At 43.2% G+C, this 25,468-nt stretch carries 21 protein-coding genes and 4 tRNA genes; 14 read left to right on the top strand and 11 right to left on the bottom strand.

What is annotated here, in order from left to right; translation table 11 throughout:
* Positions 1 to 17: 17 nt before the first annotated feature.
* The 7 genes from M2R47_RS05300 to M2R47_RS05270 all read right to left on the bottom strand — a co-directional run bounded on the left by M2R47_RS05300 (position 18) and on the right by M2R47_RS05270 (position 8,968).
* Complete coding sequence (locus M2R47_RS05300) at positions 18 to 653, bottom strand: hypothetical protein (protein WP_249099968.1); 636 nt, start codon at positions 651 to 653, stop codon at positions 18 to 20.
* Positions 650 to 1,993, bottom strand: a complete 1,344-nt coding sequence (locus tag M2R47_RS05295) for a tyrosine-type recombinase/integrase (protein WP_249099965.1) — start codon at positions 1,991 to 1,993, stop codon at positions 650 to 652. The genes M2R47_RS05300 and M2R47_RS05295 overlap by 4 nt, the downstream gene beginning before the upstream one ends.
* 186 nt (positions 1,994 to 2,179) lie before the next feature.
* Positions 2,180 to 2,256, bottom strand: a tRNA-Pro gene (locus tag M2R47_RS05290).
* Positions 2,257 to 2,410: 154 nt separating this feature from the next.
* Positions 2,411 to 4,672, bottom strand: coding sequence for a site-specific recombinase (locus tag M2R47_RS05285; protein WP_249100054.1), 2,262 nt, complete (start codon positions 4,670 to 4,672; stop codon positions 2,411 to 2,413).
* Positions 4,673 to 4,830: 158 nt separating this feature from the next.
* The gene (locus M2R47_RS05280; RefSeq protein ID WP_249100052.1) at positions 4,831 to 6,870 is read right to left on the bottom strand and encodes a UvrD-helicase domain-containing protein; all 2,040 of its coding nucleotides are present in this window, start codon (positions 6,868 to 6,870) and stop codon (positions 4,831 to 4,833) included.
* A gap of 153 nt (positions 6,871 to 7,023) precedes the next feature.
* On the bottom strand, positions 7,024 to 7,884 hold the full coding sequence (locus M2R47_RS05275; protein ID WP_249099960.1) for an EamA/RhaT family transporter: 861 nt from the start codon (positions 7,882 to 7,884) through the stop codon (positions 7,024 to 7,026).
* A gap of 97 nt (positions 7,885 to 7,981) precedes the next feature.
* The gene (locus M2R47_RS05270; RefSeq protein WP_249099956.1) at positions 7,982 to 8,968 is read right to left on the bottom strand and encodes a polyprenyl synthetase family protein; all 987 of its coding nucleotides are present in this window, start codon (positions 8,966 to 8,968) and stop codon (positions 7,982 to 7,984) included.
* A gap of 283 nt (positions 8,969 to 9,251) precedes the next feature.
* Between M2R47_RS05270 and M2R47_RS05265 the strand changes: the two genes are divergently transcribed.
* The 7 genes from M2R47_RS05265 to htpX all read left to right on the top strand — a co-directional run bounded on the left by M2R47_RS05265 (position 9,252) and on the right by htpX (position 16,515).
* Positions 9,252 to 10,331 carry a 3-deoxy-7-phosphoheptulonate synthase gene (locus tag M2R47_RS05265; protein WP_249099953.1) on the top strand — a complete coding sequence of 360 codons (1,080 nt, stop codon included), beginning with the start codon at positions 9,252 to 9,254 and terminating at the stop codon, positions 10,329 to 10,331.
* Positions 10,332 to 10,569: 238 nt separating this feature from the next.
* Positions 10,570 to 11,442 (top strand): DMT family transporter, encoded by an 873-nt coding sequence (locus tag M2R47_RS05260; RefSeq protein ID WP_249099950.1) that lies wholly within the window; start codon positions 10,570 to 10,572, stop codon positions 11,440 to 11,442.
* A 275-nt stretch (positions 11,443 to 11,717) separates the two neighbouring features.
* Complete coding sequence (locus tag M2R47_RS05255; RefSeq protein ID WP_249099947.1) at positions 11,718 to 12,395, top strand: Smr/MutS family protein; 678 nt, start codon at positions 11,718 to 11,720, stop codon at positions 12,393 to 12,395.
* A 71-nt stretch (positions 12,396 to 12,466) separates the two neighbouring features.
* Positions 12,467 to 13,654 carry a lipid-A-disaccharide synthase gene (lpxB, locus tag M2R47_RS05250; protein WP_249099944.1) on the top strand — a complete coding sequence of 396 codons (1,188 nt, stop codon included), beginning with the start codon at positions 12,467 to 12,469 and terminating at the stop codon, positions 13,652 to 13,654.
* Complete coding sequence (locus M2R47_RS05245; RefSeq protein ID WP_249099940.1) at positions 13,651 to 14,427, top strand: ribonuclease HII; 777 nt, start codon at positions 13,651 to 13,653, stop codon at positions 14,425 to 14,427. Before lpxB ends, M2R47_RS05245 begins: the two co-directional genes overlap by 4 nt.
* Positions 14,428 to 14,702: 275 nt before the next feature.
* A complete protein-coding gene (locus tag M2R47_RS05240; protein ID WP_249099938.1) occupies positions 14,703 to 15,458 on the top strand; it encodes a lytic transglycosylase domain-containing protein in 756 nt (251 codons plus the stop codon).
* A 151-nt stretch (positions 15,459 to 15,609) separates the two neighbouring features.
* Positions 15,610 to 16,515, top strand: a complete 906-nt coding sequence (gene htpX / locus M2R47_RS05235; protein WP_249099936.1) for a protease HtpX — start codon at positions 15,610 to 15,612, stop codon at positions 16,513 to 16,515.
* Positions 16,516 to 16,574: 59 nt separating this feature from the next.
* Here the strand turns inward: htpX and M2R47_RS05230 are convergent, their stop codons facing one another.
* Together M2R47_RS05230 and M2R47_RS05225 are read right to left on the bottom strand one after the other, a co-directional pair.
* The gene (locus tag M2R47_RS05230; protein WP_249099932.1) at positions 16,575 to 17,282 is read right to left on the bottom strand and encodes an LrgB family protein; all 708 of its coding nucleotides are present in this window, start codon (positions 17,280 to 17,282) and stop codon (positions 16,575 to 16,577) included.
* Positions 17,283 to 17,293: 11 nt separating this feature from the next.
* Positions 17,294 to 17,659, bottom strand: a complete 366-nt coding sequence (locus M2R47_RS05225; RefSeq protein ID WP_249099928.1) for a CidA/LrgA family protein — start codon at positions 17,657 to 17,659, stop codon at positions 17,294 to 17,296.
* A 275-nt stretch (positions 17,660 to 17,934) separates the two neighbouring features.
* Here M2R47_RS05225 and dut point away from each other — a divergent pair, with 275 nt between their 5' ends.
* Positions 17,935 to 18,399, top strand: a complete 465-nt coding sequence (dut, locus tag M2R47_RS05220; RefSeq protein ID WP_249099925.1) for a dUTP diphosphatase — start codon at positions 17,935 to 17,937, stop codon at positions 18,397 to 18,399.
* A 22-nt stretch (positions 18,400 to 18,421) separates the two neighbouring features.
* Here the strand turns inward: dut and M2R47_RS05215 are convergent, their stop codons facing one another.
* Positions 18,422 to 18,784, bottom strand: coding sequence for an arsenate reductase family protein (locus M2R47_RS05215; protein WP_249099922.1), 363 nt, complete (start codon positions 18,782 to 18,784; stop codon positions 18,422 to 18,424).
* 101 nt (positions 18,785 to 18,885) lie between these two features.
* Between M2R47_RS05215 and leuS the strand changes: the two genes are divergently transcribed.
* From leuS to M2R47_RS05185, 6 genes are all read left to right on the top strand, one after another.
* Positions 18,886 to 21,480, top strand: a complete 2,595-nt coding sequence (gene leuS / locus M2R47_RS05210) for a leucine--tRNA ligase (protein WP_249099917.1) — start codon at positions 18,886 to 18,888, stop codon at positions 21,478 to 21,480.
* Positions 21,481 to 21,497: 17 nt separating this feature from the next.
* On the top strand, positions 21,498 to 21,986 hold the full coding sequence (locus M2R47_RS05205; protein WP_249099914.1) for an LPS-assembly lipoprotein LptE: 489 nt from the start codon (positions 21,498 to 21,500) through the stop codon (positions 21,984 to 21,986).
* Positions 21,987 to 22,009: 23 nt separating this feature from the next.
* Entirely contained in the window at positions 22,010 to 23,014 is a 1,005-nt protein-coding gene (holA, locus tag M2R47_RS05200) for a DNA polymerase III subunit delta (protein ID WP_249099910.1), read from the top strand.
* Between the two features lie 159 nt (positions 23,015 to 23,173).
* Positions 23,174 to 23,249: transfer RNA gene (locus M2R47_RS05195), tRNA-Lys, on the top strand.
* Between the two features lie 74 nt (positions 23,250 to 23,323).
* Positions 23,324 to 23,399: transfer RNA gene (locus M2R47_RS05190), tRNA-Lys, on the top strand.
* Between the two features lie 38 nt (positions 23,400 to 23,437).
* Positions 23,438 to 23,513 (top strand) — tRNA-Asn (locus tag M2R47_RS05185).
* A gap of 162 nt (positions 23,514 to 23,675) precedes the next feature.
* Here M2R47_RS05185 and recJ read toward each other — a convergent pair.
* A complete protein-coding gene (gene recJ, locus M2R47_RS05180) occupies positions 23,676 to 25,466 on the bottom strand; it encodes a single-stranded-DNA-specific exonuclease RecJ (RefSeq protein WP_249100049.1) in 1,791 nt (596 codons plus the stop codon).
* Between the last annotated feature and the right edge of the window lie 2 nt (positions 25,467 to 25,468).

Here is a 25,468-nt window from a genome sequence, read left to right as displayed (position 1 = left end):
TAACTAGAATAATAAGGCTATTTTCCTATGTCATAGGCTTGTTTTAACCATTTCCCTACGGTGTCTTTGCTTAATACATTACCTTGCTTTTCTAAGATTTCTCTTATTTTTCCATTGGTTTCATCTGCAAATGGTTTGGATAAATCCCACCCCAAACACTCCGCCATTGCCAAAATGATTTTACTAGCGTTGTTGGCGGTTCTTGTGGGTAGTTCTTTATTGCCTGATTGATTTTCAAGCTCTGCTATGCGTGCTTTTGCTTGCTCCAATTCATCTTGTAGTTGTTGATTGGATTCAAGTGCTTTAAAAATTGGATTGCTATAAAAATCGTCAAATGTCCAGTAATGGCGTGGCGATTCTGTAAATATGCTTGCCGTTCGAAAGGTCAGTAAATTTATAATGCCCGATTTATCTATAACTTTTCCAAACAAAATACTAGGGCGTAATTGATAAAGGATATTTTTATTGTGCGATTGTTTTTCTTTTTCGCTTGCCAGCTCAATTTGTTCGCCTTTGTCGTATGATACATACAAGGGCAATTCCAATACATCATAATCCAATAACCAAAATTTTAATGGTCGTGGCGATTGTTTTTGTTTTAGTAATTCGTTTAGTTCTTTCAAAGCGTCTATCACTTCGATAAATTCACTCATTGCATTAATTCCGTCATTTCCATTCTGTGTATCGCCACTTCATCAATGATTTCATGGTCTTTATATCTTAGGGCTTTTAAAAAGCTGATAAATGCCTGCTCGCTCTGGTCAGTCATGCGTTTGTTTTTGTAGCTGTCAAAATTGCCGTGTTTAATTTCATCAACGATATTTGCCCATTCACTCATCATTCTTGCGCGTGCTGGCAGTAGGTTGGCTTCATTGTACGCCCTTACTGTCTTATTACCCTGTACATGCGATAACTGCAATTCTATGGCTTGTGGTGGGTATTGCATTTCGTATAGGCTCGTACTTGCCAAGCCACGAAAGCCGTGCCCCGTCATTCGCCCTTGATAGCCCATTGTTTTTAGTGCTTTGGTAAAGGCGTTTTCTGATAGCGTTTCAGCTTTGCGACTGCGATTACTGCAAAATACAAATTCATCATGTAGCTTCATGGCTTGAATATCTTTTAAAATTTTTACCACTTGTGGTGCAAGTGGCACAATGTGCGGTAAGCCGTTTTTCATGCGGTCAGCTGGAATGTGCCACAGGTTGTGTTCAAAGTCCAACTCAGCCCATCTCATGCCCCTAAGCTCTTTGGTGCGAACAAAGGTATAACACATCACATAAAAGCCGTATTTGGTCAATGGTTCACTGTTGCTATCGTCAATGTCTGCAAGTAGCTGGGGAAGTTCGGTTATCTTAATGCGTGGATAATGCTTGGTTTTGTGTTCGCATAGGCTTTTACCGATACCTCTTGGAATGGGATTGTATAGATTTTCTGCCAAGCCTTTTTCAATGGCATAATCATAGATGGCAGTTATCCAGCCAATCACTCTATGGGCGGTGCTGGTCTTACCTGCGACTGCTAAGCGGTCATGCACCGCCATAATGTCGGGCAATCGCAAGGCGTAAATGTCCTTGTTGCCAATAACAGGCTGAATGTGGTTATGGTAGGCACTCTTATCCCGTTTGAATGTGTGGGGCTTGGTGCGTGTCTCGTGATGTTCTAGCCACTTTTGGGCGAACACATCAAAACGGTTGTCATTCTGCTGTTGTTTGGCTTGTTTGGCGTGTTCTTTAGGGTCTATGCCTTGTGCAAGCTGGGCTTTGACTTCCGCCAATCGCTCCCTTGCTTGTGCTAGGGTGATTTGTGGGTATTGCCCAAGGGATTGATTAACCTGCTTGCCTTGATAACGATAAGCAATGACCCACGACTTAGCACCTGTATATCTAACCCATAATTGCAAGCCGTTCATATCGCTATATTTATCAGGTTGCTTGGTCTGTAAGCATTTATCTGATGGTTTTAGCTTTTTAATTGCGGTATCTGTTAAAGCCATGATGGATAAGCCTTTAGATGAAATTTGTTGGTATTGAAAGAATGTGAACTATAATACCAACAATAATACCAACAAAATTCATGGCTTGCAATGGTCTATCATGGACTATGTAGGACAACAAAAAGGCTAGAAAGCTAGAAAAATCAAGGGCTGTCGCACGATTGTGGACAACCCTAGATTATTGAATGGTCGGAGTGGCGGGATTCGAACTCGCGACCCCTTGCACCCCATGCAAGTGCGCTACCAAGCTGCGCTACACCCCGAATAGGTGGATATTTTACTAAATTTTTCAGATTTTGCAAGTATTTTTTAATAGCCAAGCATCATCATCAAAAAAATTTATCAAAAAACCCCAATCAGCCCAATATTTATTGACCACCAATCAACATCACTCAAAGAAAACGACTAACAACCGATTCACTTTGGTAGCTTTGGCGGCTTATTAGGCTTGGGCAATGGCGTTGCATGATGACTCTCTTCAACTCGCCCTTCATCCTGTTGCAACCCTTCTTCATTATGATGCTCTGCAATCGCCTCACGAATGTCTTTATCTTTATCATCATCTGCCTGATTCTTCTCTTTGTCTTTTGACTTACGCCCCAAGCGACGCACCACATAATGATCAGGTAGGACACGGTTGCTAGATTCTTTATCATCGGCAGCATCTTCATAAATGACTCGCCCTTCACTATCGATTTTGGCATATTTGACAGACTCGTTTCTTGGGAACAAAAAATCCCACGGATTGACCAAAAAATGTCGCCAGACCAAGCCTGCCAACTTTTTCCATTCAGTAAACTCCACTTCTTTTGAACGCAATGCCACAATCAGAGCAAGAGAAAAACTGACCATCAAGTTCACCACACCAATCAGCAACACACCCACAAAAGAAACCATCGCAAGCGACCAAGTTAAATCCTGCGGTGATAAGTAAAACAACCCATGCACAAAATTGGCAGACGCAAACGCAATGTGTCGAATGTCTATTGGCAAGCCAAGCATGTACCCAACAGTGGCTGTACTACCCAAGAAACAACCAAAGATAAAGTTACCCATGATGGCACCCAGATTTGCCTCGACAAAACTGCTTAATTTATCTTGCCAAGTATTTGGCAGAACATAAGACAGTAAGCGATGGCGTCTGATACGCTCACCAATTTTATTGTAAGCCGCCAAGTTATCATAATAACCAGCAATCAATCCTGACAAAAATAAAAACACCCCTGCAATCGCTGCGTGTGGCAGTGATAATGAACGGATTGGATCAAGCTCATGCAACAAATGAGCCGCCTTAGCACCATCGATCATGGGTACGCCTGTAAAATACAGCCAAGCGTAGGCGATGATGAGTGCGACAGGCATGGCGATGGAAATATTGCCCAAAATCGCCACAAACTGAGTACGCATAATGTCCACAATCAGTTCAGAAAGCTTGGTCATCTGCTGCGTCTTTTTATTTCCCGAGCCTTCAGAGATGGTGGATGCGATGGCGGCAGCGGTCATGGCAGGCTGCTTGGTGGCAACAGTACCCCCTGCAATATGAATGAACACAAAACCCAAGCCATAGATCATGCTATTAACAAAGGCTTTGCCAATCGGTGCTAATATCAATGACGCCGCCAAAATTTTAATCGTCGCCATAAATGCAATGAAAAAACCACCCAAGGCTGCTTTTTTATACATTTTGCGATAGCCTGTGCGATCAGTGCTGATGTAATGCTCTCCCACACGGCTGGCGTTTTCGGTAACTTTTCTGGATAATAGCTTGGTGTTATTTTCAATCAAATGACCAAAGCTATAACGAGTCTTTGCCGTTCTGACAATCTGCATCGTCAACTCAACGACAGCCTCATCACGCCTTTTTTTGTTGTCTGCCACAAGTTCAATCAATACCTGCATTCGCTGCAAACTTTGTTCTAGTCTCACCAGCATGTTCGTCAAACGAATGGAAATGCCTGTTTTATAAATGCGTTTTCGCACATTGGTTACAATGTCCTGACATTGCTCCAACATGACCAAAAGCGGTGCAGGACTGATGTCTTCTTCAGGCGTTACATCCGTCATTAAGTCAAGTTCATGTGCTTTGCGATACTGATTGACGAATAAGACCGCCTCTTGGTTTTGGGCCACAAAAGCAGCAGAATGATTCAGCATTTGTGGATACGATGCCATCAGTTCAGGGTGCAAGCCCATGCCACTGATGCGATAGGATAAAATCACAATGGCATTGAGTACACTGTTTTTGGCAGTTGCTACCAGTGCCAAGCCTTCTTCGCCCACACGAATAAGCTCAATCAACCTATCCCACTTTTGCGTATCAATAGAACGCATCCAGCGCAAATCGCTACGATGGTTAAACAAGTAACTCGCCAATTCCACCACCGAGTCTTCTTCAGGCAGCAAAGGTAAGAATCGATGACTGATTAGGCGGTTAACGCTATAAGAAAAGCTATGATCCGAAGCAATTCCTGTGTCCGTGTATAGTGTTACCTGGTTGTATTTGTTAATCAATCTTAGGACAAACTCTGCCAAACTTGAACCATATTCAGGGTGCTTTTCAATGAGTGCGATCAGCTCATCCATCTTGGCATTTGCCTTATCAGCATCACCATCTTCAACACGCAATTCATCAACAAGGTGTTTGAGTACTTGTGATTCTGGCAATTCTTTTAATGCCATGATCTTTTGTAAAATGCCTTCTAGTCCAGCATAATCAAAATCGTGCAAAATTTTCTCCGATATTTTTTTTGTTGATGCGTAACCATCAACAAAGTCTAGTTTTTGCCATTTTAACACATGGTTTGGTCAGGCGGTTATCCAATGTCAGCCAAACTCACTTATTTGCGCTTAGCAGCCAGCATTGCTTGAATGTTTGACAAGTATTCTTGGGCAGTCTGCTTGGGGTTTTGTTGTGCAGAACGCCTGGCTGGATAATCGACATGCTCGATCGGCAATTCATCTAAGAAACGAGATGGCGTCGTCTGTTTAAAATCTTTACCAGCACGGCGTTTTTGTGCCAGCATCAAAGTCAGTTCAAGCTTTGCTCTGGTGATGCCCACATACATCAAGCGACGCTCTTCTTCGATATTTTCTTCAAGCAAAGAATTACGATGAGGCAAAATCTCTTCTTCCACACCGATAATATACACATAATCAAATTCCAGCCCTTTGGCAGCGTGTAAGGTCATCAGATTGACTTTATTGGTGTTTTCTTCTTCTTGTTGCTGCTCTAGCATATCAAGCAACATCATTTTGCGTATCACCGCTTCAATGGTTTTATCATCTTCATCCTCAGCACGCTCAATGAGGGTGGTGATGCTTTGATATAGCAACTCAATATTATCCAAGCGATTTTTTTCTTGTTGTGGCGTCTTACTGTCTTGTTTAATAAAATCGATATAACCTGTCTCCACAATCATCTGCCGAACCAGTGGCATGGGGTCGGGATTGTTGTACAATTCACGCGTATAATGCTCAATAAAATCAGCAAAAGAGATTAAAGTATTGCTCACTTTTGTCCCAACCGCCGATTTCAATCCTGCATGATGGCATGCTGACAGCAAAGAGATGCCATACTCTTGTGCCAACAAACCCAACTTTTCTAGGGTTGCCGAACCCAATCCACGCTTTGGTGTATTAATGATTCGTAAAAATGCCGCATCATCATCAGGATTTAAAATGATGCGTAAATAACTCATCACATCTTTAATCTCAGTACGAGCAAAAAAAGACACGCCGCCAGAGAGTTTGTAAGGGACATTCAATTGACGAAGCTGTGCTTCTAATGCACGAGCCTGAAAGTTTGAACGATACAATACCGCATATTGCTCCCAAAGATTGCCATGACGCATGCGATGAGCAACGATTTCTTTAGCAGCACGCTCCGCCTCATCAAAATCAGACGGGCAAGTAATCACACGAATGCGATCTCCCTCACCTTTATCTGACCACAATGCCTTATCAAAAATATGCTGATTATTGGCAATCACAGTATTTGCCGCACCTAAAATGCGGTTAGTGGAGCGATAGTTTTGTTCCAATTTGACCACATGAAGATTTGGGAAGTCCTGCTTTAACAAAGCCATATTTTCTGGCTTGGCACCACGCCATGTATAGATGGATTGGTCATCATCGCCCACCACCGTAAAGCGAGCAGACACGCCGACCAACAGCTTGATCAACTCATATTGAGCCGTGTTTGTATCTTGATATTCATCAACAAGCAAGTAGCGAATGCGTCGTTGCCACTTATCCCTCACCAATTCGTTTTGTCTTAATATGCGTACAGGCAGCACAATCAAATCATCAAAATCAACCGCATTATACGCACGCAGATTTCTTTCATAAAGCCCATACAGATGGGCAAACATCATATCTTCAGGATCCGACAAGGTCGCCGCTGCATGCTCTGGCAAAACCAAATCATTTTTCCAGTCAGAAATGTATTTCATCGCCCGACCGACCAAATCACGACTCTCCGCCCCACTCATGTTATCTCGCACCATCAGTTCCATGAGTAGCCTTTTAGAATCATCTGAGTCCATGATGCTAAAATTGGATTTTAAGGGGGTGCTGGGCAATTCATATCTTAAAAACTGCAAGCCAAACTGATGAAAGGTCGATACCGTCAAACCACGAGTTTTGTCATTTGATAGCAGTTTGCAGACACGAGATTTCATTTCACGCGCCGCCTTATTAGTAAAGGTCATTGCCATGATTCTTTCTGCAGGGATGTGGCAATCGGTGATTAAGTGAGCGATTTTTTGAGTGATGACCGAAGTCTTACCCGAGCCTGCCCCAGCAAGCACAAGTAAAGGTCCTGACACATGAGATAAAGCTTCTTGTTGACGGAGATTGAGTTGGCTCATTGTTCTTATTTGTCATCATGATAAATGGTCAAGTATTATAAAGGATTTTAACCAATTGGGCAAAAATTTTGGTTCACCATGAATGAAGACCAATGCATGACCTAAAATACCCAAGACAAGTGCTAAAATAAAAAAATACCAATCTTGCGATTGGCATTTTCATCACGGCAGATAAAATAAGCACCATACCGACAGCACGCCCAGCATCATGCCAAGCCCATTGATTTTAGAAATCCTTTCTCTAAAAAAGAACAATCCCACTACCGCCCCCAGACAAATCACACCAATGTTCATGCCTGCAAATACCAAAGTGGGATCGTCCTTGAAGGCTTGGTGAGCCTTGATATAAAACAAGATATTGGCAAAGTTTAATACCCCCAAAAGCACACCACTCACCAAACTTTTAGCTTGCCAGCGTGTTTTTGTGATGAATAAATAACCAAACAACAACACAAATGCCAAGATGAAGCTGACGGTCAATGTGTTGGCAAAAGCTCCGCCGAGTTTTGACATCTGTTTAAACAAGACATCAATCACGCCATATCCCACCCACACCCCACTTAAAATCAGAGCAGTGGTTTTGATGCCAATCTTGGTTTGGCTGTTTTTTTCATCATTAATAGGTTTATAAGTCAAGGCAATCATCGCACCAAAAGCCAAGATGATTCCCACGCCCTTAGCATGAGTCAGACTCTCACCAAACAGAGTGAAAGATGCTAAAATTGGTAAAAATAACGAAAGACGCTGGGCGACATCGGATTTGGCAATACCAACCAAATCAACCGCCTTTGACATGATGAGAAAAACACTTGGCAATAACACACCCAACGCAAGGAAAATCCAAGCCCCTTGCTCAAGAATCCCTACGGTCAGACTGGGTTTTAACAATACAAAACACAACATGATGGCGGTGAGATAATTCACCAAAATCGCTTGAGCGATTTGAATGTGCCACTTGCGTGCCAATTTTAAAAATATGGCGACCGACACACTGGCAACAATGGCAAGAACTAAAAAACTCATGGCTATTCATCACAACTTTGTTTTTATGAAATGTTTCGTTACAAATATTGCGATATTATAGCCATGATTTGTTTTTTGTCAAAAATTATCAGCACGCTCACATCAAACGACTGCTGGCAAGTTCAGTCAGCTGATAAAGTGCTTGACGGTATCTGTTATCAGGCAGATTTGCCAATGCTTGCTGTGCCAAGCGAGTTTCTTGCAGAGCACAGTCTTTACAATATGCCAATGCTCCACTAGATTGCACCAGCTTGATGAGTTCATCAACATGATCGATATTGCCTGTTTGTACGGCAATGCGTAATTTGTCATAACCATTAGGATTAGTATCTTTTAAGATCTCCAAGGTCTTAATGATTGGCAAAGTTGGCTTACCTTCCGCCAAGTCATCGCCAAGATTTTTACCCATCGTTTCACGATCGCCAGAGAAATCAAGCACATCATCAATCATTTGAAAGGCATTGCCAAAATGGTAACCAAAATCACCAAGCACATCAAGTAAGTCCTCCCTGCCTTGCAATAACGCCGCCCCTTTGGTTGCCATCATAAATAGGCGCGAAGTCTTTCCATCAATGATTTGTCTGTAATCGCTTTCAGTGGTCTCAATGTTGTATTGATGCTGTAATTGCAACACCTCACCTTCAGCAATATCACATGTCCCATCAGAGAATACTTTAAGCAATGGCATATTGCCAAAACCAACCAACAAATTAAATGAACGAGCAATCAAATAATCTCCCACCAATACCGCCGTCGCATTATTCCAAGTAGCATTCGCAGTAGGTTTACCTCGTCTAAGCCCAGATTCATCAATCACATCATCATGTACCAGTGTTGCCGTATGAAGCATCTCAGTGATTGCCCCAAGCTCCAAGGCTTGCTTGTTTTGCTCATCTTTTAGCATTCGTGCTGTCAATAAGGTGATTAAAGGTCGCATGCGTTTACCGCCAGCATCAATCACATGTTTGGACACCTGCATCACAAGGCGTACTTTTGAGTTGAGCGACCCAAAGACTTGCTTGTCCATGATGGCAAAATCATCGGCAACTACGGATAGAATCTCGGCATAAGTTGGTGTGGTCATATTGCAATGTCTCATTACTTACTTAAAAACTGGTTTATGATCCATGAATGCCACCTATCATACCACAGCGACATTATTTACTCAAAATTTACCAACAATCCATCCCATGCACACCTTGCCAACACATCAAGAATAAAAGCAATTTTCATCACAAAAGAACTTGTCAAATGAAACAATTGTGTGCATAATGGCGTGCGTGATGAAAGGTGTCTTATTTTACTGTTTGATCACTTTATTGATAACATTCTAAGCCAACCCATGTCTGATTATTTAAGGTAGCTTCATGTCATTCTTAACCCGCCATACAGAAATTGACGATGTGAATATTGAGAAAATCACGCCACTCATTACACCCGCTGAATTAAAACGCATCTACCCACTATCAAGTCAAGCTTTTAGCACCGTATTGCACGGTCGCAAAGTCATTGAAAATATCTTAGACGGTAAGGACAAAAGAATCCTTGCTGTGGTCGGCCCCTGTTCCATTCATGACATTCGTGCTGCTCATGAATATGCGGATAAGTTAAAGGTTTTGGCAGAAGAGTTAAAAAATGAACTATTCATCGTCATGCGTGTTTATTTTGAAAAACCACGCACCACGACAGGCTGGAAAGGCTTGATCAACGACCCAGACATGAATGACAGCTTTGACATCAAAAAAGGGCTTGGCATGGCTCGTAAATTACTGTTAGAACTCAATGAAAAAGGTCTGCCCTGTGCCACCGAAGCCCTTGATCCAAACACCCCACAATACATGCAAGATTTGATCAGCTGGTCAGCGATTGGTGCTCGCACCACCGAATCTCAAACCCATCGTGAGATGTCAAGCGGTCTGTCTTGCCCTGTCGGATTCAAAAATGGCACTGATGGCTCAATGAAAGTTGCGGTCAATGCCATGCAAGCGGTGAAATCTGGTCATAGCTTTTTGGGATTGTCCACAGATGGTCAAGTATCTATCATCAAATCCAAAGGCAATCAATACGCCCATGTGGTATTGCGTGGAGGTAATGACCAACCCAACTATGATGAAACAGCCATCGCTGCTGCCGAGCACGAACTTGCCAAGGGCAACACCAATGGCAAAATCATGGTTGATGCCAGCCATGCCAATTCTGGCAAAGATCCCTACTTACAGCCAATGGTCATCCAAAACATCGCAAGCCAAATCCAAAAAGGCAATAAATCCATCATGGGCCTGATGATTGAAAGCCACCTAAAGGGCGGTCGCCAAAACATTCCTGCTGATTTATCACAATTAGAATACGGCAAATCAGTAACAGATGGCTGTTTGGATTGGGATAGTACTGTAGAAGTATTACGCAAATTTGCCAAAGATGTTAAAGAGCATCTGCCCAACCGTTGATACCAACACAATAAAAAAAGAATGAGCAATCATTCTTTTTTTATTAAAACCTGAATAAAAACCCAATTGGTAACATGCCATGACGGTCAACATCGCCATTTTTAATTTTAAGGCACATTTGTCCATCCCAAACTTACCAGCATAAATCAGCACGAATACTGCCTAAGAATTGACATTGTTATGTATAAAGACTTTGGCGGAATATTTATGTTATAATACCTCATTTGCCCCACCAGTCATGTCAAATCCAGCCCCCACCAATCCCAATCAAGGCTCATTCTTTGGCTCGTTTTATATGGTCATTGCTGCATTAGGCTTTGCTTTGATGCTTGTTTTTATCAAGCTTTCTGGGCAAAAATTCGCCATGAATACCTACGAAATGACCTTTTGGCGTGTGTTATTCGCCTTTGTCATCTTGGGTGGTTTTTCATGGATAAAAGGAAGGGATTTTCGCACAAACTATCCTAAGGAGCATTTTTGGCGATCGCTGGCTGGTTCGATCGCTTTGATCATGAATTTTTATGTCGTGCTGCATTTGCCACTTGCCACCGCAAGCACCCTGCAAAACACCTCTGCCATATTTTTAGGTCTGCTGTCCATCATCATACTCAAACAAAAGCCCTCCATTATCAACTGGACATCACTCATTTTTGGTTTTTTTGGCGTGATGATTTTACTCAAACCCAGTCAAGATGGCGACATTTTTGCCATGATCATCGGCTTATTAAGCGGAGCGATTAGTGGTTATGCATATCTGCAAGTGCGAGAATTAAGCTTACTTGGCGAACCTGCTTGGCGAATTGTCTTTTATTTTTCTTTATTATCCACACTGATATCAGGGGCGTTGGCTTTGTTTTTTGGGTTCACGCCCATAAGTTTGTCAAGCCTGCCTTATATCATTGGCATCGGCATTTCTGCCTTACTTGGACAGCTGTTCATGACTTATGCTTATCAGGTAGGACAAAAATTTGTCGTAGCGACACTGTCTTATATGACGGTGGTATTTGCCATTTTGTTTGGCGTGTGGCTGTTTGGCGAAAGATTGGACTGGCTAAGCCTTTTGGGCATTGGAGTCATTGTAGTAAGCGGGATATTAAGCACGAAAAGATAACACGGCACTTTAACGCATGCTAAGCTTAACACCTCATCACACTCCCAAGTCGTCTTAACACCGCTTAGAGCACTGATTTATCATAAAAACATACCGCATGTGATGAAATATTTGGACATGCCCAGTGATACACTCTTTTTGATATCCACAAACCAAGAGGCAAAATCACCAAAATGATGATTTTTTTCTGTTATAATTCATTGTGGTTGCCTGACAGATGTCATATGATGATCAGTTAATACAAATAATCCCCACTCACTCCAAGCAGATGACACATGAAAACATTCAAAGACCTACTCTCAAAAGATGCCCAAGCCCAGCTTAAAGCAGCCACAGACAAACCAAAGACCCAGTCAGATGCCCAATCCGCCAAAAAGCAAGTTACTCATCAAGTCAAGCACTCAAGCGAATCGATTGGTGAAGATAAAGCATTGTTCATGCAGGCAATGGCTGGCGTTACCCCTCTTAAACACGAAAAAACCGTCCATCACGATACAAAAACCAACCCCAAAGACCCCACCGCTCTGTCTCGTCGTGCCAATGCCGAAGGCGGAGAAGAAATCCTAGGGGCGACCCTATCTGACATGCAAGCCTTACTCAATCCTGTGTCGGCAGAAGCGTTTTTAAGTCATAAACAACCAACCTTACAAAACAAAGTCTTTGAACAGCTCAAACAAGGAAAGCTTCGTTGGTATGATGCGGTTGATTTGCATGGCACAAGCATTGAAGATGCTCGCACTGCTGTACAAACCATCATTGCCAATGCCCTTAAAAGCGGCGAAACCGTCATTAAAATCGTGCACGGCAAAGGCAGTAACGCCATCATCAAGACCTGTGTCAATGGATGGTTACGCCAAATCCCTGAAGTGATGGCATTTGTTTCTGCTCCTGCTAACGACGGAGGCAATGGTGCGGTACTTGTCTTGCTCAAACGCAACAAAGTCATTGGTTAGAACATCACATCAATTCAATCAATATGACATATAGGCAAATTTCATACATCAACCATCTCTAAGGAAAACCCATGTCAAAACAATCTCTCACCATTGGTGTGGTCGCAGGAGAAGTGTCAGGCGATGCTTTGGGTGCAGATTTCATGCGTCAAATGAATGCCATCGATCCAAACATACAATGGGTAGGTGTGGGCGGTGAAAAGATGGCACAAGAAGGCTTAACCTCCCTCATTGACATGTCTCGCTTATCGGTCATGGGAATCATGGAAGTGATTAAGCATTTGCCTGACTTATTGGCCGCCAAGCGTAAGATTTTGGCTGAGTTTGAAAAACAGCAGATTGATATTTTTGTTGGCATTGATGCACCAGATTTTAATTTAAGACTGGGAAAGGCATTAAAGCCTAAAGGGGTGTTTTGCGTGCAGATGGTCAGTCCAAGCATTTGGGCTTGGCGTGAGAATCGCATTCACGCCATCAAAAAAGCCACCAACATCGTACTGTGTTTATTTCCCTTTGAGCTGCCCGTCTATATCAAGCATCATCACCCCGCCGCTTACATCGGTCATCCATTGATCAAATCTCTACACCCTAAGCCTTTTGAGCGGCGTACTGACACACTATGCCTGATGGCAGGGTCAAGGGTGGGCGAAATCCGCAATATTTTACCCATGTTGCTAACCAGCTTTGAACAGTTATTCAATCACAATCATGCTTTAACAGCCATGCTGCCACTGGCAAAAGATGAGCATCGCCCACTTGTTGAATCACTCATTGAATTGCACACACCACAGCTGATCAGTGTGCTACACATCATGACGCCCAAAGACTGGCAATCATCAAGCGATTTTGATGAATCTTATACCGCCAGTCAATATGCCATGCAAATTGCCACTTTGACCATACTCGCCAGTGGCACAGCGACACTTGAAGCATTACTACTACAATCACCGATGATTGTGGTCTATAAAATCCACCCTCTAACCCACGCAATCGTCAAACGACTGATCAAAATACCCCATGTCGCTCTACCGAATATTTTGGCCACTTCACAGGCAAACGCGCCGATTGTTCCAGAGCTCATCCAAGCAGAGGCTACCGCCAGTAACATCGCAAAGACCGCCCAAGACATACTGACTCACCCAAAAACTCAACAGCAAAAACTCATTAAAACCGTCGCACAATTACAGCAAGAACAATGCGATGCCGCCCATGTCACATTAACTCATTTTGAACATTTCTTCGAGGATAAGCATACATGAAAATACACAGCCAACACATTTATGATGACCAATGTGCCATCTTGGTTCATAAAAACCATGACATCCACTCAAATCACATCACCATCGGTGTGGACGAAGTTGGTCGTGGTGCATTATTCGGACACATGACGGTGAGTGCTGTGATTTTAGATGATGATATGACAGGGGAATTTGACTGTATTGATTTGACTGACACGCCGATTGCCATCATCAATGACAGTAAAAAACTCTCCATAAAAAAACGCACTTTGGCATATCACGCCATCAAAAAAACCAGTCAAAGCCATGCCATCGTTGATGTTCCAGCCTGTGTGATTGATGACATTGACATCCATCAAGCAACACTGCTTGGCATGCGTCTTGCCATTGAAAATCTAATCACCCTTAATAACCTCAGCCCAGAACACACCACCATCATCATTGATGGCGATGCCACACCGATATTAGCATGCACATTTGACGCATACCAACTTGGCATTCAAACACTCATCAAAGGCGATGGACTTCATAGCTCAGTGGCATGTGCCAGTATCCTTGCCAAAGTTCATCGAGATGCCGCCATAGACAATCTTGCCAAGAACCACCCTGAATATCATCTTGATCGACATAAAGGCTACCCCACCAAAGCCCACATTCAAGCAATTCATCAGCACGGCATACTGCCACAACACCGTAAAAGCTTCAACCCAATACGAACACTGTTACATCAAGCCAAGATACCCACAATGACTGACCTGTCAACACCACGAATGGATCAAATAATACCGTTTTAATCACTACCAATCAAACAACCCTGCCTCAAAAGCCACATGTTGTGGCTTTTACTCATCTATAGCCTAACACAACCAAAATTAACCAGACGCAGTCTAAGCATGGGGGCAGGTGTTATTCAACACTCATCTGATTTCATCAAAGCAATCTTCATGGTTACTTATTACCAACAAATCACCTAAAAACTTAACAGCCCATCTTATGCTATAATGAAATCAATTTTGTCAAAATATTTAGAGTGTCATGTGCATCATGACGGTTTAATACCAAAACAATTATGAAAAAAACGACTTTTTTGCCTTTATTTTTTCTCACCGCATTAACCTCAACGATGGCTGCCCAAATCATTGATGGCAAACTATTGACAACCATCATGCAAAACGCCAGTGGCGATGGAAAATTTATCCATGCAAGCAATGAACACGATGACTTTGATAACCCACTTGTTAGTAACGCAAAAAAACCCATCGCCACTTATGAAAAAGCCATCGATGCCATTATTAACAGTACTTATGATGAAATGATTTTAAGGTCAGCGACCCGTCATGGTGTTGACCCTGCACTCATCAAAGCCATTATTCACACAGAGTCATCTTTCAATCCTCGTGCCATCTCGCCAGCTGGCGCAAAAGGCTTGATGCAGCTGATGCCCAGCACAGCAAAAGATATGGGTGTGCGAGATATTTTTGACCCAGCCCAAAACATCGAAGGTGGTGTCAAATACTTAGCATGGCTTGGTCAGCAATTTTCTAACACAGATCACATCATCGCTGCTTATAATGCAGGTCATGTCAATGTGCGTCGCCACCGAGGCATTCCACCATTTCGTGAGACACGCAACTATGTTCGCAAAGTCAACAATCGCTATCAAACCATCTATGTGCATGATACCAATCTTAATCGCCCCAATATTCAGCTGGCGATGAATACTCGTACAGTTATCATGCCAACAAACACTCTGATCAATGATGCCCCACAGACACCCATACTTTCACAAATGGCTGGAAAAATACACATCAATCAACAAAGGTGATATTGTTGTTTTTTTGTGCAAGCATTGTTCAGGTACTTTTATTTTTTATAATAATCTTTATAATATCATTAGATTTACTCATAAAACTCAATTGTCGTGTTTTATGCTGGCTGCAATTTTTGATGAACAATTTTAAAAGGAACCATCATACATGATGCGAATTGGCTTGTTTTTATTAACCAACATAGCAGTTTTGGTCGTATTTAGCATTGTATTTAGCATTCTTTCTGGCGTGTTTGGCTTGGGCAGTGTTCATGGTGCTGGTGGCTTAAATTATATCAGTCTTGCAGTGATGTGCCTGCTGTATGGCATGATCGGCTCCATCATCTCATTATTTTTATCAAAATGGATGGCAAAAAAATCCACAGGTACTGTCGTCATCGAAACGCCCAGCAATGGCACTGAACAATGGCTTATTGATACCGTTGCCAAACAAGTCCAAATGGTCGGCATTGGCATGCCAGAAGTGGGCATTTTTGACAATCCCCAACCCAATGCCTTTGCCACAGGCTGGAATAAGAACCAAGCACTGGTTGCGGTATCCACAGGGTTATTACATACCATGACTGCCGAAGAGGTTGAGGCGGTACTGGCACATGAAATCGGTCATGTGGCAAATGGCGATATGGTAACACTTGCCTTGATTCAAGGCGTGGTCAATGCCTTTGTGATGTTTTTTGCTCGCATCATCGGCAGCTTTGTGGATAAAGCTGTATTTCGCAATGAAAGCGACAGTCCTGGTATCGGTTATTTTGTTACCAGCATCGTGATGGACATTTTATTGGGCATTTTGGCCAGTGCAATCGTCATGTGGTTCTCTCGATTGCGTGAATATCGTGCCGATGAGATGGGGGCAAGGTTGGCAGGTCGTGATAACATGATTGCTGCTTTAAATGCCCTGCGTCCAAGTGATGCTGCCCCTGACCAGATGCCTGAAAGCATGAAAGCTTTTGCAATCTCGAGCGGTCAATCACAAAGTTTTAGTATGGCAAATTTGTTCCGTAGCCACCCCACACTTGATGACAGAATTGCATCACTGCAAAAACTACCGAACTAAATGGTTTTTAAAAAAAGCACTGCCAAGGCGGTGCTTTTTTGTTGAAAAAGAGTCATCAGCTATGGCACCAACCAAGGCACAAGCACGGGTGCCAAAAATGCTGTCAACACCCCATTTAAAATCAATCCTAAAGTTGCATAAGCCACATGGCGAGAACCCAGCTGCACCGCTCTTGCCGTCCCCAACGCATGTGAAGCAGTCCCCAAGGACAGACCCAAGGCCATCGCACGACGAACACGCACCCAATGCAACACAGACACACCCATCACCTGCCCCACAACGCCTGCCATCAGTACAGTTGCCGCACTGATGCCCACCACGCCGTCCAGCACTCGCATGATTTCAATGGCAATCGGCATGGTAACAGATTTGGCAGATGTTGCAACAGCGGCTTGCACACTCCCACCCATCATTTGCACCAAGCACACACCAGAGACAATCCCCACCACCGACCCAATGAGTTGCGACATGATGATTGGCAACCATTGTGATCGGATTTTTTGCCATTGTACATACAACGGCACCGCCATAGATACCACCACAGGCTGCAACCAAAAACTCAAATGCTCACTGGCACGCTCAAAACTCTCCCAAGAGATGTCGAACAATTCCAAAAAAGCAATCACCCCAATTGTCGTCATCAGTGTTGGATTGATCACTGGCTGTCGCAACTTATGCCTTAACCACACGCTCATCTCAAACACACCAATCATCACAAAAAGCAACAAAAACGGGCTGTTTTTTAAAGTTGTCAACTGTGTCATCATTGATAATTGCATCATTTTCGTTTGGCTCGCAATTTTTGCAACTTTCTTAGACCATGATAACTTTTGGCGGTAGTGATAAGCACTAAGAAAGTACTAAGTATTGTTGCTACAATCAGTATCCACAAATCATCAGCAATGACATCCAAATACTGCATGACAGAAATGCACGCAGGAATCACCAGCAACACCAAATGATCCAACATGACTTTGGCCAGCTGCTCCATGGTTTGCAATTTAACCAACCTCATGTGCAACGCCATAAAAAGCAATAACAATCCGATCACGCTGGCAGGTAGAGTTAAATTCAACCCCATCACAATCACCTGCCCTAAGAATAAACATGCAAAGATGATTAAAATCGCTTTTAACAACATCATTCACCAACCTAAATTTGACACATTAGCAATCATCGTCAGGTATTGTAACGCAAAAAATCAACGACAGACAAAATAAAATGACGAATACAGAGCATCATCTCATATTTTTATGATGATTACTAAGATTCTAGCCATTCATTGCCCATGCTGATTCTAAGCATGGCTGTAGCCAATAAAACCGTTTTTTATTCTCAAGTGATGAATTTTTTGCCTTAATATCACATTGCTTAGCAAAATCGGTTATAATTTGGGATATTTTTAACAAAGGTGTTGACATGTTGTCCGTCCAAATCAAAATCCTAAATCCAAAAGTCGGCAAAGACCCCAATTTTCCCATGCCCACTCGTGCTACCGATGGTTCGGCAGGCATTGATTTGCGAGCATGTATTGATGAATCCGTGGTGATCAAAGCAGGTGAGACCAAACTGATTGGTACAGGACTTGCCATTTATATCAAAGACCCAAATTATGCAGGCATCATCCTACCTCGCTCAGGGCTAGGGCATAAACATGGCATTGTCCTTGGCAATCTTGTGGGGCTTATTGATGCTGATTATCAAGGCGAACTCATGGTTTCCATCTGGAACAGAAGTGATGCAGACTTCATCATACATCCCGCTGAACGCATGGCTCAATACATGATTGTACCCATCGCACGCCCTGAATTTCAACTCGTTGATGAATTTAGTGATGACAGTCAGCGTGGATCAGGTGGATTTGGCAGCTCTGGCATCAAATAAACCTTGGCTGATATCAAGGTTTTCACATCAACAGCCGCCACTGATTTTTATCAAAACCAATCAGTGCCACCTTCTTGTCATTGAAGCTTCCAAGTAGGATTGGTCTTTTTAGCACGCTTTGGTTATTTTTGATGATGTCATAGATGGCATCACCATCATCACTTGCTAAGACTTCTTTGGTTTGATTGTCAAATTTACGATAAGTCAAACCTTGTTTATTAATAACTTTTTCACCAAAAATTGTGATGAATTGCTCAAAATCCACCTGAGACAAGGTGGATTTTTTATAGTCAAAAAAATCAAATACCACGCCTTTTTCATGCAAAAAATCCATGGCTTTTTTCATGGTATTGCAGTTTTTAATGCCATAAATGATCAGCATCATTCCTCCTAACACTACTTACTCAACAATGAAAAATGTTAGCAAATTATAACAAAATTACGCTATAATAACCCATCGCTTTTACTTTCATTCTGAGATTTTTTATGTTGCAAGATTATGATTTTAGTGCCATTGAACAATCCCAACAAGACAAATGGCAAGCCGGCAATCGCTACCAAACCAACAACCTTGACAATGGTAAACCAGCCCGCTACATGCTCTCCATGTTTCCCTATCCAAGTGGCAAGCTGCACATGGGGCATGTGCGCAACTATGCCATCACCGATGTGCTGAGTCGCTACTATCGCCAAAAAGGTCATGATGTCATGCAACCAATGGGCTGGGACGCTTTTGGTCTGCCTGCAGAAAACGCCGCCATCGCTCATGGCGTTGCTCCTGCCAAATGGACTTTTGCCAACATTGACAACATGCGTGAACAACTCAAATCACTGGGTCTTTCCATTGACTGGTCTCGTGAATTTGCCACATGTACACCTGATTATTACAAATGGGAGCAATGGTTATTTTTACAACTTTACAAAAAAGGCCTGGTTTATAAAAAACTTGCCACCGTCAACTGGGACCCTGTAGATAATACCGTGCTTGCCAATGAGCAGGTCGTTGATGGTCGTGGCTGGCGTTCTGGGGCGATTGTTGAAAAACGCGACATTCCAATGTACTATTATAAAATCACAGAATATGCAGATGAATTACTTGCAGACTTAAAGACCCTAGAAGGTAAGTGGCCAAAGCAAGTGCTTTCTATGCAACAAAACTGGATTGGCAAAAGTCATGGCATGGAGCTGTCTTTTAAGTACGAGATTGATGGACAGGCAGATGAGTTGACTGTGTTCACCACTCGTCCTGATACCGTGATGGGCGTTACCTATCTGGCAGTTGCCGCCGAACATCCATTGGCTCAACATGCCGCACGCACCAATGAAGCGATAGCGGAATTTTGTGCCCAATGCAAGCAAGGCTCTGTTGCCGAAGCTGACCTTGCCAAAGCCGAAAAAGTCGGCATGGATACAGGATTGGTCGCCGTTCACCCCATCACAGGGCAGAGCGTGCCCGTTTGGGTTGCCAACTATGTACTGATGAGCTATGGCTCTGGTGCTGTGATGGCAGTGCCTGCTCATGATGAGCGAGATTTTGAGTTTGCCAATAAATATGGACTGCCCATTCGTCAAGTCATTGACATTAAAGGTCAAAGTTATGACAAAAACGCTTGGCAAGAATGGTACGCCGACAAAGAAAATGGCGTCTGCATAAACTCTGGTGAGCTTGACGGCTTAAATAAAGCCGATGCCACCGCTAAGATTGCCACGCTTTTAGGCGATAAAGGCAAGATTACCACACAGTACCGCTTGCGTGATTGGGGGGTGAGTCGTCAGCGTTATTGGGGTTGTCCAATCCCAATGGTTAATTGCACCTACTGCGGCACCGTGCCTGTTGATGAAGCAGACTTGCCTGTGATATTGCCAACCGATGTCGTACCTGATGGTCGTGGCAACCCACTCAAAAACATGCCAGAATTCCTAGAATGCACCTGTCCAAAATGCGGTCAGCCTGCTGAGCGTGAGACTGACACTTTTGACACATTCATGGAGTCAAGCTGGTATGCCCAGCGTTTTACCACGCCAAATGACGACACACAAATGGTCGGTCGAGTAGGAGCAGATAAATGGCTATCGGTTGATCAGTATGTGGGCGGTGTTGAACATGCCGTACTACATTTATTGTATGCCAGATTCTTTCATAAAGTCATGCGCGATGAAGGTTTGGTCGGTGGAGATGAACCATTTGCCAACTTACTGGCCCAAGGCATGGTATTGGCAGGGACTTACTACCGTGAAAATACAGATGGCAGTAAGACTTACTATTTTCCACACGAAGTGGCGATTGACAATGGTAAGGCGACCCTGATTGCTGATGGCAAGCCCGTGGTGGTCGGTAAAATCGAAAAAATGTCGAAATCAAAAAATAACGGCGTTGATCCGCAGACCATCATCAATGAGTACGGTGCCGACACCGTGCGCCTTTACACCCTATTTACCGCCCCTGCCGATCAAACATTGGAATGGTCGGACTCCGCCCTAAAAGGTCCGCATAATTTTGTCAAAAAAGTATGGCGTATCGTAGGCGAGCATCTGACCGCCATCAACAATCATACAGCGGATTTGATCATTGACAAAACAGCACTTAGCAAGAGTGCCAAAGAATTGAGACACAAAACACATAAGACCATTGCCAAAATTGACATAAGCTTAGGCGAGCATCTGGCACTTAACACACCAGTATCCGCCCTAATGGAACTCACCAATGAACTGAGTGCCTTTGAAATCAAAGACATCAATGACTTAGCCGTCAAGCATGAGACCGTCATCGCCCTATTGTCCATGTTAGCCTTGTATGCTCCACATGTGGGGGAGTATCTGCTAGAACAGTTTGGTTTTGACAGTCGCAACATCACCTTTCCGATTGTTGATGAAGATGCCTTAGTCAATGACAGCGTCAAGATGGTCGTTCAGGTCAATGGCAAAGTGCGTGGTCAGATGGAGGTTGGTCCAGATTTGGACAATGACACACTCATTAATCTTGCCAAAGAAGTTGAAGGCGTGAGTAAGTTTTTGACAGGCGAGATAAAAAAAGCCATTGTCGTACCAAACAAACTGGTGAGTTTTGTCGTAGCTGGTTAATCATCTAGGATTGATTCATGAAAAAAATCTTAATGCTTGCCAGCATCATGGTAATGACCACAGGTCTTGGTGCTTGTGGTTTTGCCTTGCGTGGTAGCACACAACCTACTCAGTTAAGCCCTGCTCATGCCAATGTTACCATCAAACTGCCAGACGATCGCACCGCACTTGGGCTAAAACAACCGTTAATTAAGCAGCTACAATCGCTTGCCATCATTCATCAAGCAGATTCCACCAATAGCATTCGCATTGATCGTGTGCAATTGCGTCGCTATCAGCTTGTTGGCACGCTGACCGAAGTGCGTCTTGTGCTGTCAGCTACCGTCAGCTATGCCATAGGAGATGACATCAGTAGCATTCCCATGCAAGTTGAGCAAAGCTATCAATATAATGAAGCCAGTGTCGCTACTGTCGATCAGCAAGGCGAGAAAACCAAGACATGGCTGTATGATCATTTGGCACAGCGTATTGCCGAGCAGTATTACGCCAAAGCCAAATCACCCTAAAAGCTCTAAAAAAAGCATCAGCCATGCAGCAGCCTTTCTCATCTTTATTTGCCCAGCTATTAAACACACAGTCAGCGACGCCCTTGTTGGGTTTTTGGCTCATTCATGGCGATGAGCCATTGACTACGCAATGGCTGATTGATGCATGTCGACCGTTTTGGCAAAAGCATCAGCAAGTCATCAAACGCATTGAGCTAAGCAGCCATCAATCATGGCACGAGGTCATTTTTGAATTAGATAGTCTTAGTCTGTTTGGTGATGCCAGTGCCATCATCGTTACAGGAAATCATAAGCCAAAAGCAGACAGCAACACGCTTTCAACCCTTGAACGCATCGCCAAAGACACCCCGCACCACTTGATTTGGTGCTTACCAAAGCAAGATAAAAAATCCCTTGCCAGTCATGCGATTCGCCTGTTTGATCAATACGGATTGGTCATTGACGGTAACATCCGTGATGAACGCATGCGTCGTGAATTGTTACAAATTCAGGCCAAGCATTTTGGCATCACGCTCAACGATCATGCTTGGGAGTTACTACTTTCTCATACTCAAAACAATCTGCTCGCTGCTCATCAAAACCTATGGCGATTATCATTATCATATCCACATGACACCATTAATGAAACGAAACTGACCACCTGCCTGATTGATGGTGCGACTTTTAGCATATTTGACCTGTCTGATGCCATCTTAGCAGGCAATACAACAAAAGCATTGCAAATCCTAACCCATCTAAAAACCGCCGACATTGCACCAAGCATTATCTTATGGAATCTCAATAAAGACGCAAGGCTCCTCATGCAGATTCAAACTGGCAAACAACCTCACCAGTTAGGCATTTGGCGCAATAAAATCACACTATATACAAATGCCTCTCGGCGAACTTCGCTTGCAGACAATCAAAGATGGCAATCAATCATATTTAACATTGACAAAACCATCAAAGGCATCAAAGATGGTGATGTGTGGCATTTGCTACAACAGCTTGTCCTATCCATGTGTCTTGGGCATTCATTCATGGGTTAATTCACATGGCATTTTTTAAAATAATCACAAAAAAAAACACCCAATATGCAGTAAAAACTGCGATTTTCACTTCATGCCACATTTTTATTCATAAATAATTAAAAAAAATGCTTGCAATATAAAAAATATCCTGTATAATACGCACCACATTAGCGATGAGGGTCGTTAGCTCAGTTGGTAGAGCAGTTGACTTTTAATCAATTGGTCGCAGGTTCGAATCCTGCACGACCCACCAACATCCTAATAATAAGTATTTAAAAAAAATACTTGCAAAGTTGAAATTATCTGGTATAATAATCAACACACATTGGGTCGTTAGCTCAGTTGGTAGAGCAGTTGACTTTTAATCAATTGGTCGCAGGTTCGAATCCTGCACGACCCACCATTCTTTAAATGAACCGATGATTTAAAGAATGAAATCATTCCCCAATAGCTCAGTCGGTAGAGCATCGGACTGTTAATCCGTGTGTCCCTGGTTCGAGCCCAGGTTGGGGAGCCATATTATAAAATACTCTCTTTTATTAAAAAGAGGGTATTTTTTTGCTTGCCGCATAAAAATCCCAAAATCTTCTCTTATTCATGATGGCTTGATGTTGATCCAAGCCTCAAACCATCATGAATTCTGAAAATTCTTAATCTTATTCTTAGTCGGTTTGAGTACTTAAGTATTTTTCACTGGTGCCATCGGAACGATTTGATTAACCGCAAGATCTTTGATCACCAGTTGTAGGATTTGATTGCCTTGCCATTCATTAATATCGATGGTGTATAAGACATGCACAAAGCTTGCACGGTAATCCCATTTTTTATCATCATAATTAAACCAAATGGCATCTATTGGATATTGCACACAAGACAAGCGTAGCGTCAGTTTTAGGTGTTTATCTTTCATCACTCGAAAATTAAGCACCTCAAACATACCATCAAACGCTGGCGGTGCAAACCCATTGCCCCACACACTGATGTCTTTAAGCCTTTGGGCAAAACTTAGGCTAAAATCTTCAGGGGTTAATTCACCATCTGTAAACTGCTCTTCCTTAAACACTGATTCATCAAAATTTTCCATGACTTTTAAAAAAGCCGACCTAAACGCTTCAAAATGAGATTTTTTAATCGTCAAGCCAGCCGCCATCGCATGCCCACCAAAATGAGCGATCAGATGAGGATGAGTGATTGCCACCGCCTCAATCGCATCACGAATATGCACCCCAGCAATTGAGCGTGCTGAGCCTTTGATGAAGTCATCATCACCCGTCTTATTTGTATCGGCAGGAGCAAATACGATGGTTGGGCGATACAGACGCTCTTTGATACGCCCTGCCACAATACCAATCACACCCTGATGCCAGCCGTCTTGATGCAAGATGATTGATCGAGGCAGCTTATCATCAGAACCAAGATGTAAGTCGTGAATGATTTGACCAGCCTCGTCTCGCATTTGCATCTCAATCGCTCGACGAGAGTGATTTAATTTATTAAGTTTCAATGCCAATGTGTGTGCCGCACTCCAATCATCTGCCAACAAGCACTCCACTCCCGTTCGCATGTTTTCCATCCGACCAGCGGCATTGATGCGAGGTGCGATTGCAAAGCCCAAATCATCACTACTGATTTTTTCATGATCTCGCCCAGCTTGCTCTAAGATGGCAAGCACGCCGTGGCAAGCACGCCCGCCACGAATGGCATTCACCCCATGCGTAACCAAAATGCGATTGTTGTGGTCAAGCGTGCCAACATCTGCCACCGTGCCCAAAGCAACCAAATCCAAGTATTTAGCGACGCTTGTCGTCCTTTTACCCGCCTGCTTACGAAGTCGAGCAACGCGACCCATCACATAAAACGCCACACCAACCCCAACCAATGACTTACTTGCAAAATGACAGCCCTGCTGATTGGGATTGACGACAGCGGCCGCATTTGGTGATGGCTTGGTGGTTAAATGGTGATCAGTGATGATGACCTCAATGCCTAACTCATGAGCTTTTTGTACGCCTTCATGACTCGAAATCCCATTATCCACGGTAATGATGAGTTTTGGATCAAACTGTGCCGCACCGACACTGACAATTTCTGGTGTCAAGCCATGACCAAACTTAAAACGGTCAGGAACGAGAAAATGAACATCAGCCCCCATTTCTCTTAAACAACGCACCATCAAGGCGGTAGAGGTTGCCCCATCGCAATCAAAATCACCAATAATTAAAATTCGTTGACAATCAATGGCTTCATCAATAAGTTTGGCCGCTTCTTCAAGCCCTAACAACCCCCCTGCTGGCAACAAGCCTCCTACCGAAGTGTCTAGCATGCCAACATCATGAATGCCACGAGCCAAAAACACACGAGACAGTGTCTTTGAACCGAGCTTTTTTATCAAATCATCATCAATATCACCTATCCATCGCGGTGATAAATTAAGCTTTGTCATAATCTTCTTATTATTCATTTTTACCAATG

The organism is Moraxella oculi, from assembly GCF_023336735.1.
In the GTDB taxonomy this organism is placed as follows: domain Bacteria; phylum Pseudomonadota; class Gammaproteobacteria; order Pseudomonadales; family Moraxellaceae; genus Moraxella; species Moraxella oculi.
This window is presented reverse-complemented; position numbering and strand designations above follow the sequence as displayed.

What these genes read in the sequence shown, in the direction of transcription:
- M2R47_RS05255 (WP_249099947.1), top strand. Translation starts at nt 11,718, where the DNA reads ATGAAAACATTCAAAGACCTACTCTCAAAAGATGCCCAAGCCCAGCTT.
- M2R47_RS05295 (WP_249099965.1), bottom strand. Translation starts at nt 1,993, where the DNA reads ATGGCTTTAACAGATACCGCAATTAAAAAGCTAAAACCATCAGATAAA.
- lpxB (WP_249099944.1), top strand. Translation starts at nt 12,467, where the DNA reads ATGTCAAAACAATCTCTCACCATTGGTGTGGTCGCAGGAGAAGTGTCA.
- htpX (WP_249099936.1), top strand. Translation starts at nt 15,610, where the DNA reads ATGATGCGAATTGGCTTGTTTTTATTAACCAACATAGCAGTTTTGGTC.
- M2R47_RS05300 (WP_249099968.1), bottom strand. Translation starts at nt 653, where the DNA reads ATGAGTGAATTTATCGAAGTGATAGACGCTTTGAAAGAACTAAACGAA.
- holA (WP_249099910.1), top strand. Translation starts at nt 22,010, where the DNA reads ATGCAGCAGCCTTTCTCATCTTTATTTGCCCAGCTATTAAACACACAG.
- M2R47_RS05215 (WP_249099922.1), bottom strand. Translation starts at nt 18,784, where the DNA reads ATGATGCTGATCATTTATGGCATTAAAAACTGCAATACCATGAAAAAA.
- dut (WP_249099925.1), top strand. Translation starts at nt 17,935, where the DNA reads ATGTTGTCCGTCCAAATCAAAATCCTAAATCCAAAAGTCGGCAAAGAC.
- M2R47_RS05245 (WP_249099940.1), top strand. Translation starts at nt 13,651, where the DNA reads ATGAAAATACACAGCCAACACATTTATGATGACCAATGTGCCATCTTG.
- M2R47_RS05275 (WP_249099960.1), bottom strand. Translation starts at nt 7,884, where the DNA reads ATGAGTTTTTTAGTTCTTGCCATTGTTGCCAGTGTGTCGGTCGCCATA.
- M2R47_RS05240 (WP_249099938.1), top strand. Translation starts at nt 14,703, where the DNA reads ATGAAAAAAACGACTTTTTTGCCTTTATTTTTTCTCACCGCATTAACC.
- leuS (WP_249099917.1), top strand. Translation starts at nt 18,886, where the DNA reads ATGTTGCAAGATTATGATTTTAGTGCCATTGAACAATCCCAACAAGAC.
- M2R47_RS05265 (WP_249099953.1), top strand. Translation starts at nt 9,252, where the DNA reads ATGTCATTCTTAACCCGCCATACAGAAATTGACGATGTGAATATTGAG.
- M2R47_RS05205 (WP_249099914.1), top strand. Translation starts at nt 21,498, where the DNA reads ATGAAAAAAATCTTAATGCTTGCCAGCATCATGGTAATGACCACAGGT.
- M2R47_RS05260 (WP_249099950.1), top strand. Translation starts at nt 10,570, where the DNA reads ATGTCAAATCCAGCCCCCACCAATCCCAATCAAGGCTCATTCTTTGGC.
- M2R47_RS05270 (WP_249099956.1), bottom strand. Translation starts at nt 8,968, where the DNA reads ATGACCACACCAACTTATGCCGAGATTCTATCCGTAGTTGCCGATGAT.
- M2R47_RS05225 (WP_249099928.1), bottom strand. Translation starts at nt 17,659, where the DNA reads ATGATGTTGTTAAAAGCGATTTTAATCATCTTTGCATGTTTATTCTTA.
- M2R47_RS05285 (WP_249100054.1), bottom strand. Translation starts at nt 4,672, where the DNA reads ATGGCATTAAAAGAATTGCCAGAATCACAAGTACTCAAACACCTTGTT.
- M2R47_RS05230 (WP_249099932.1), bottom strand. Translation starts at nt 17,282, where the DNA reads ATGATGACACAGTTGACAACTTTAAAAAACAGCCCGTTTTTGTTGCTT.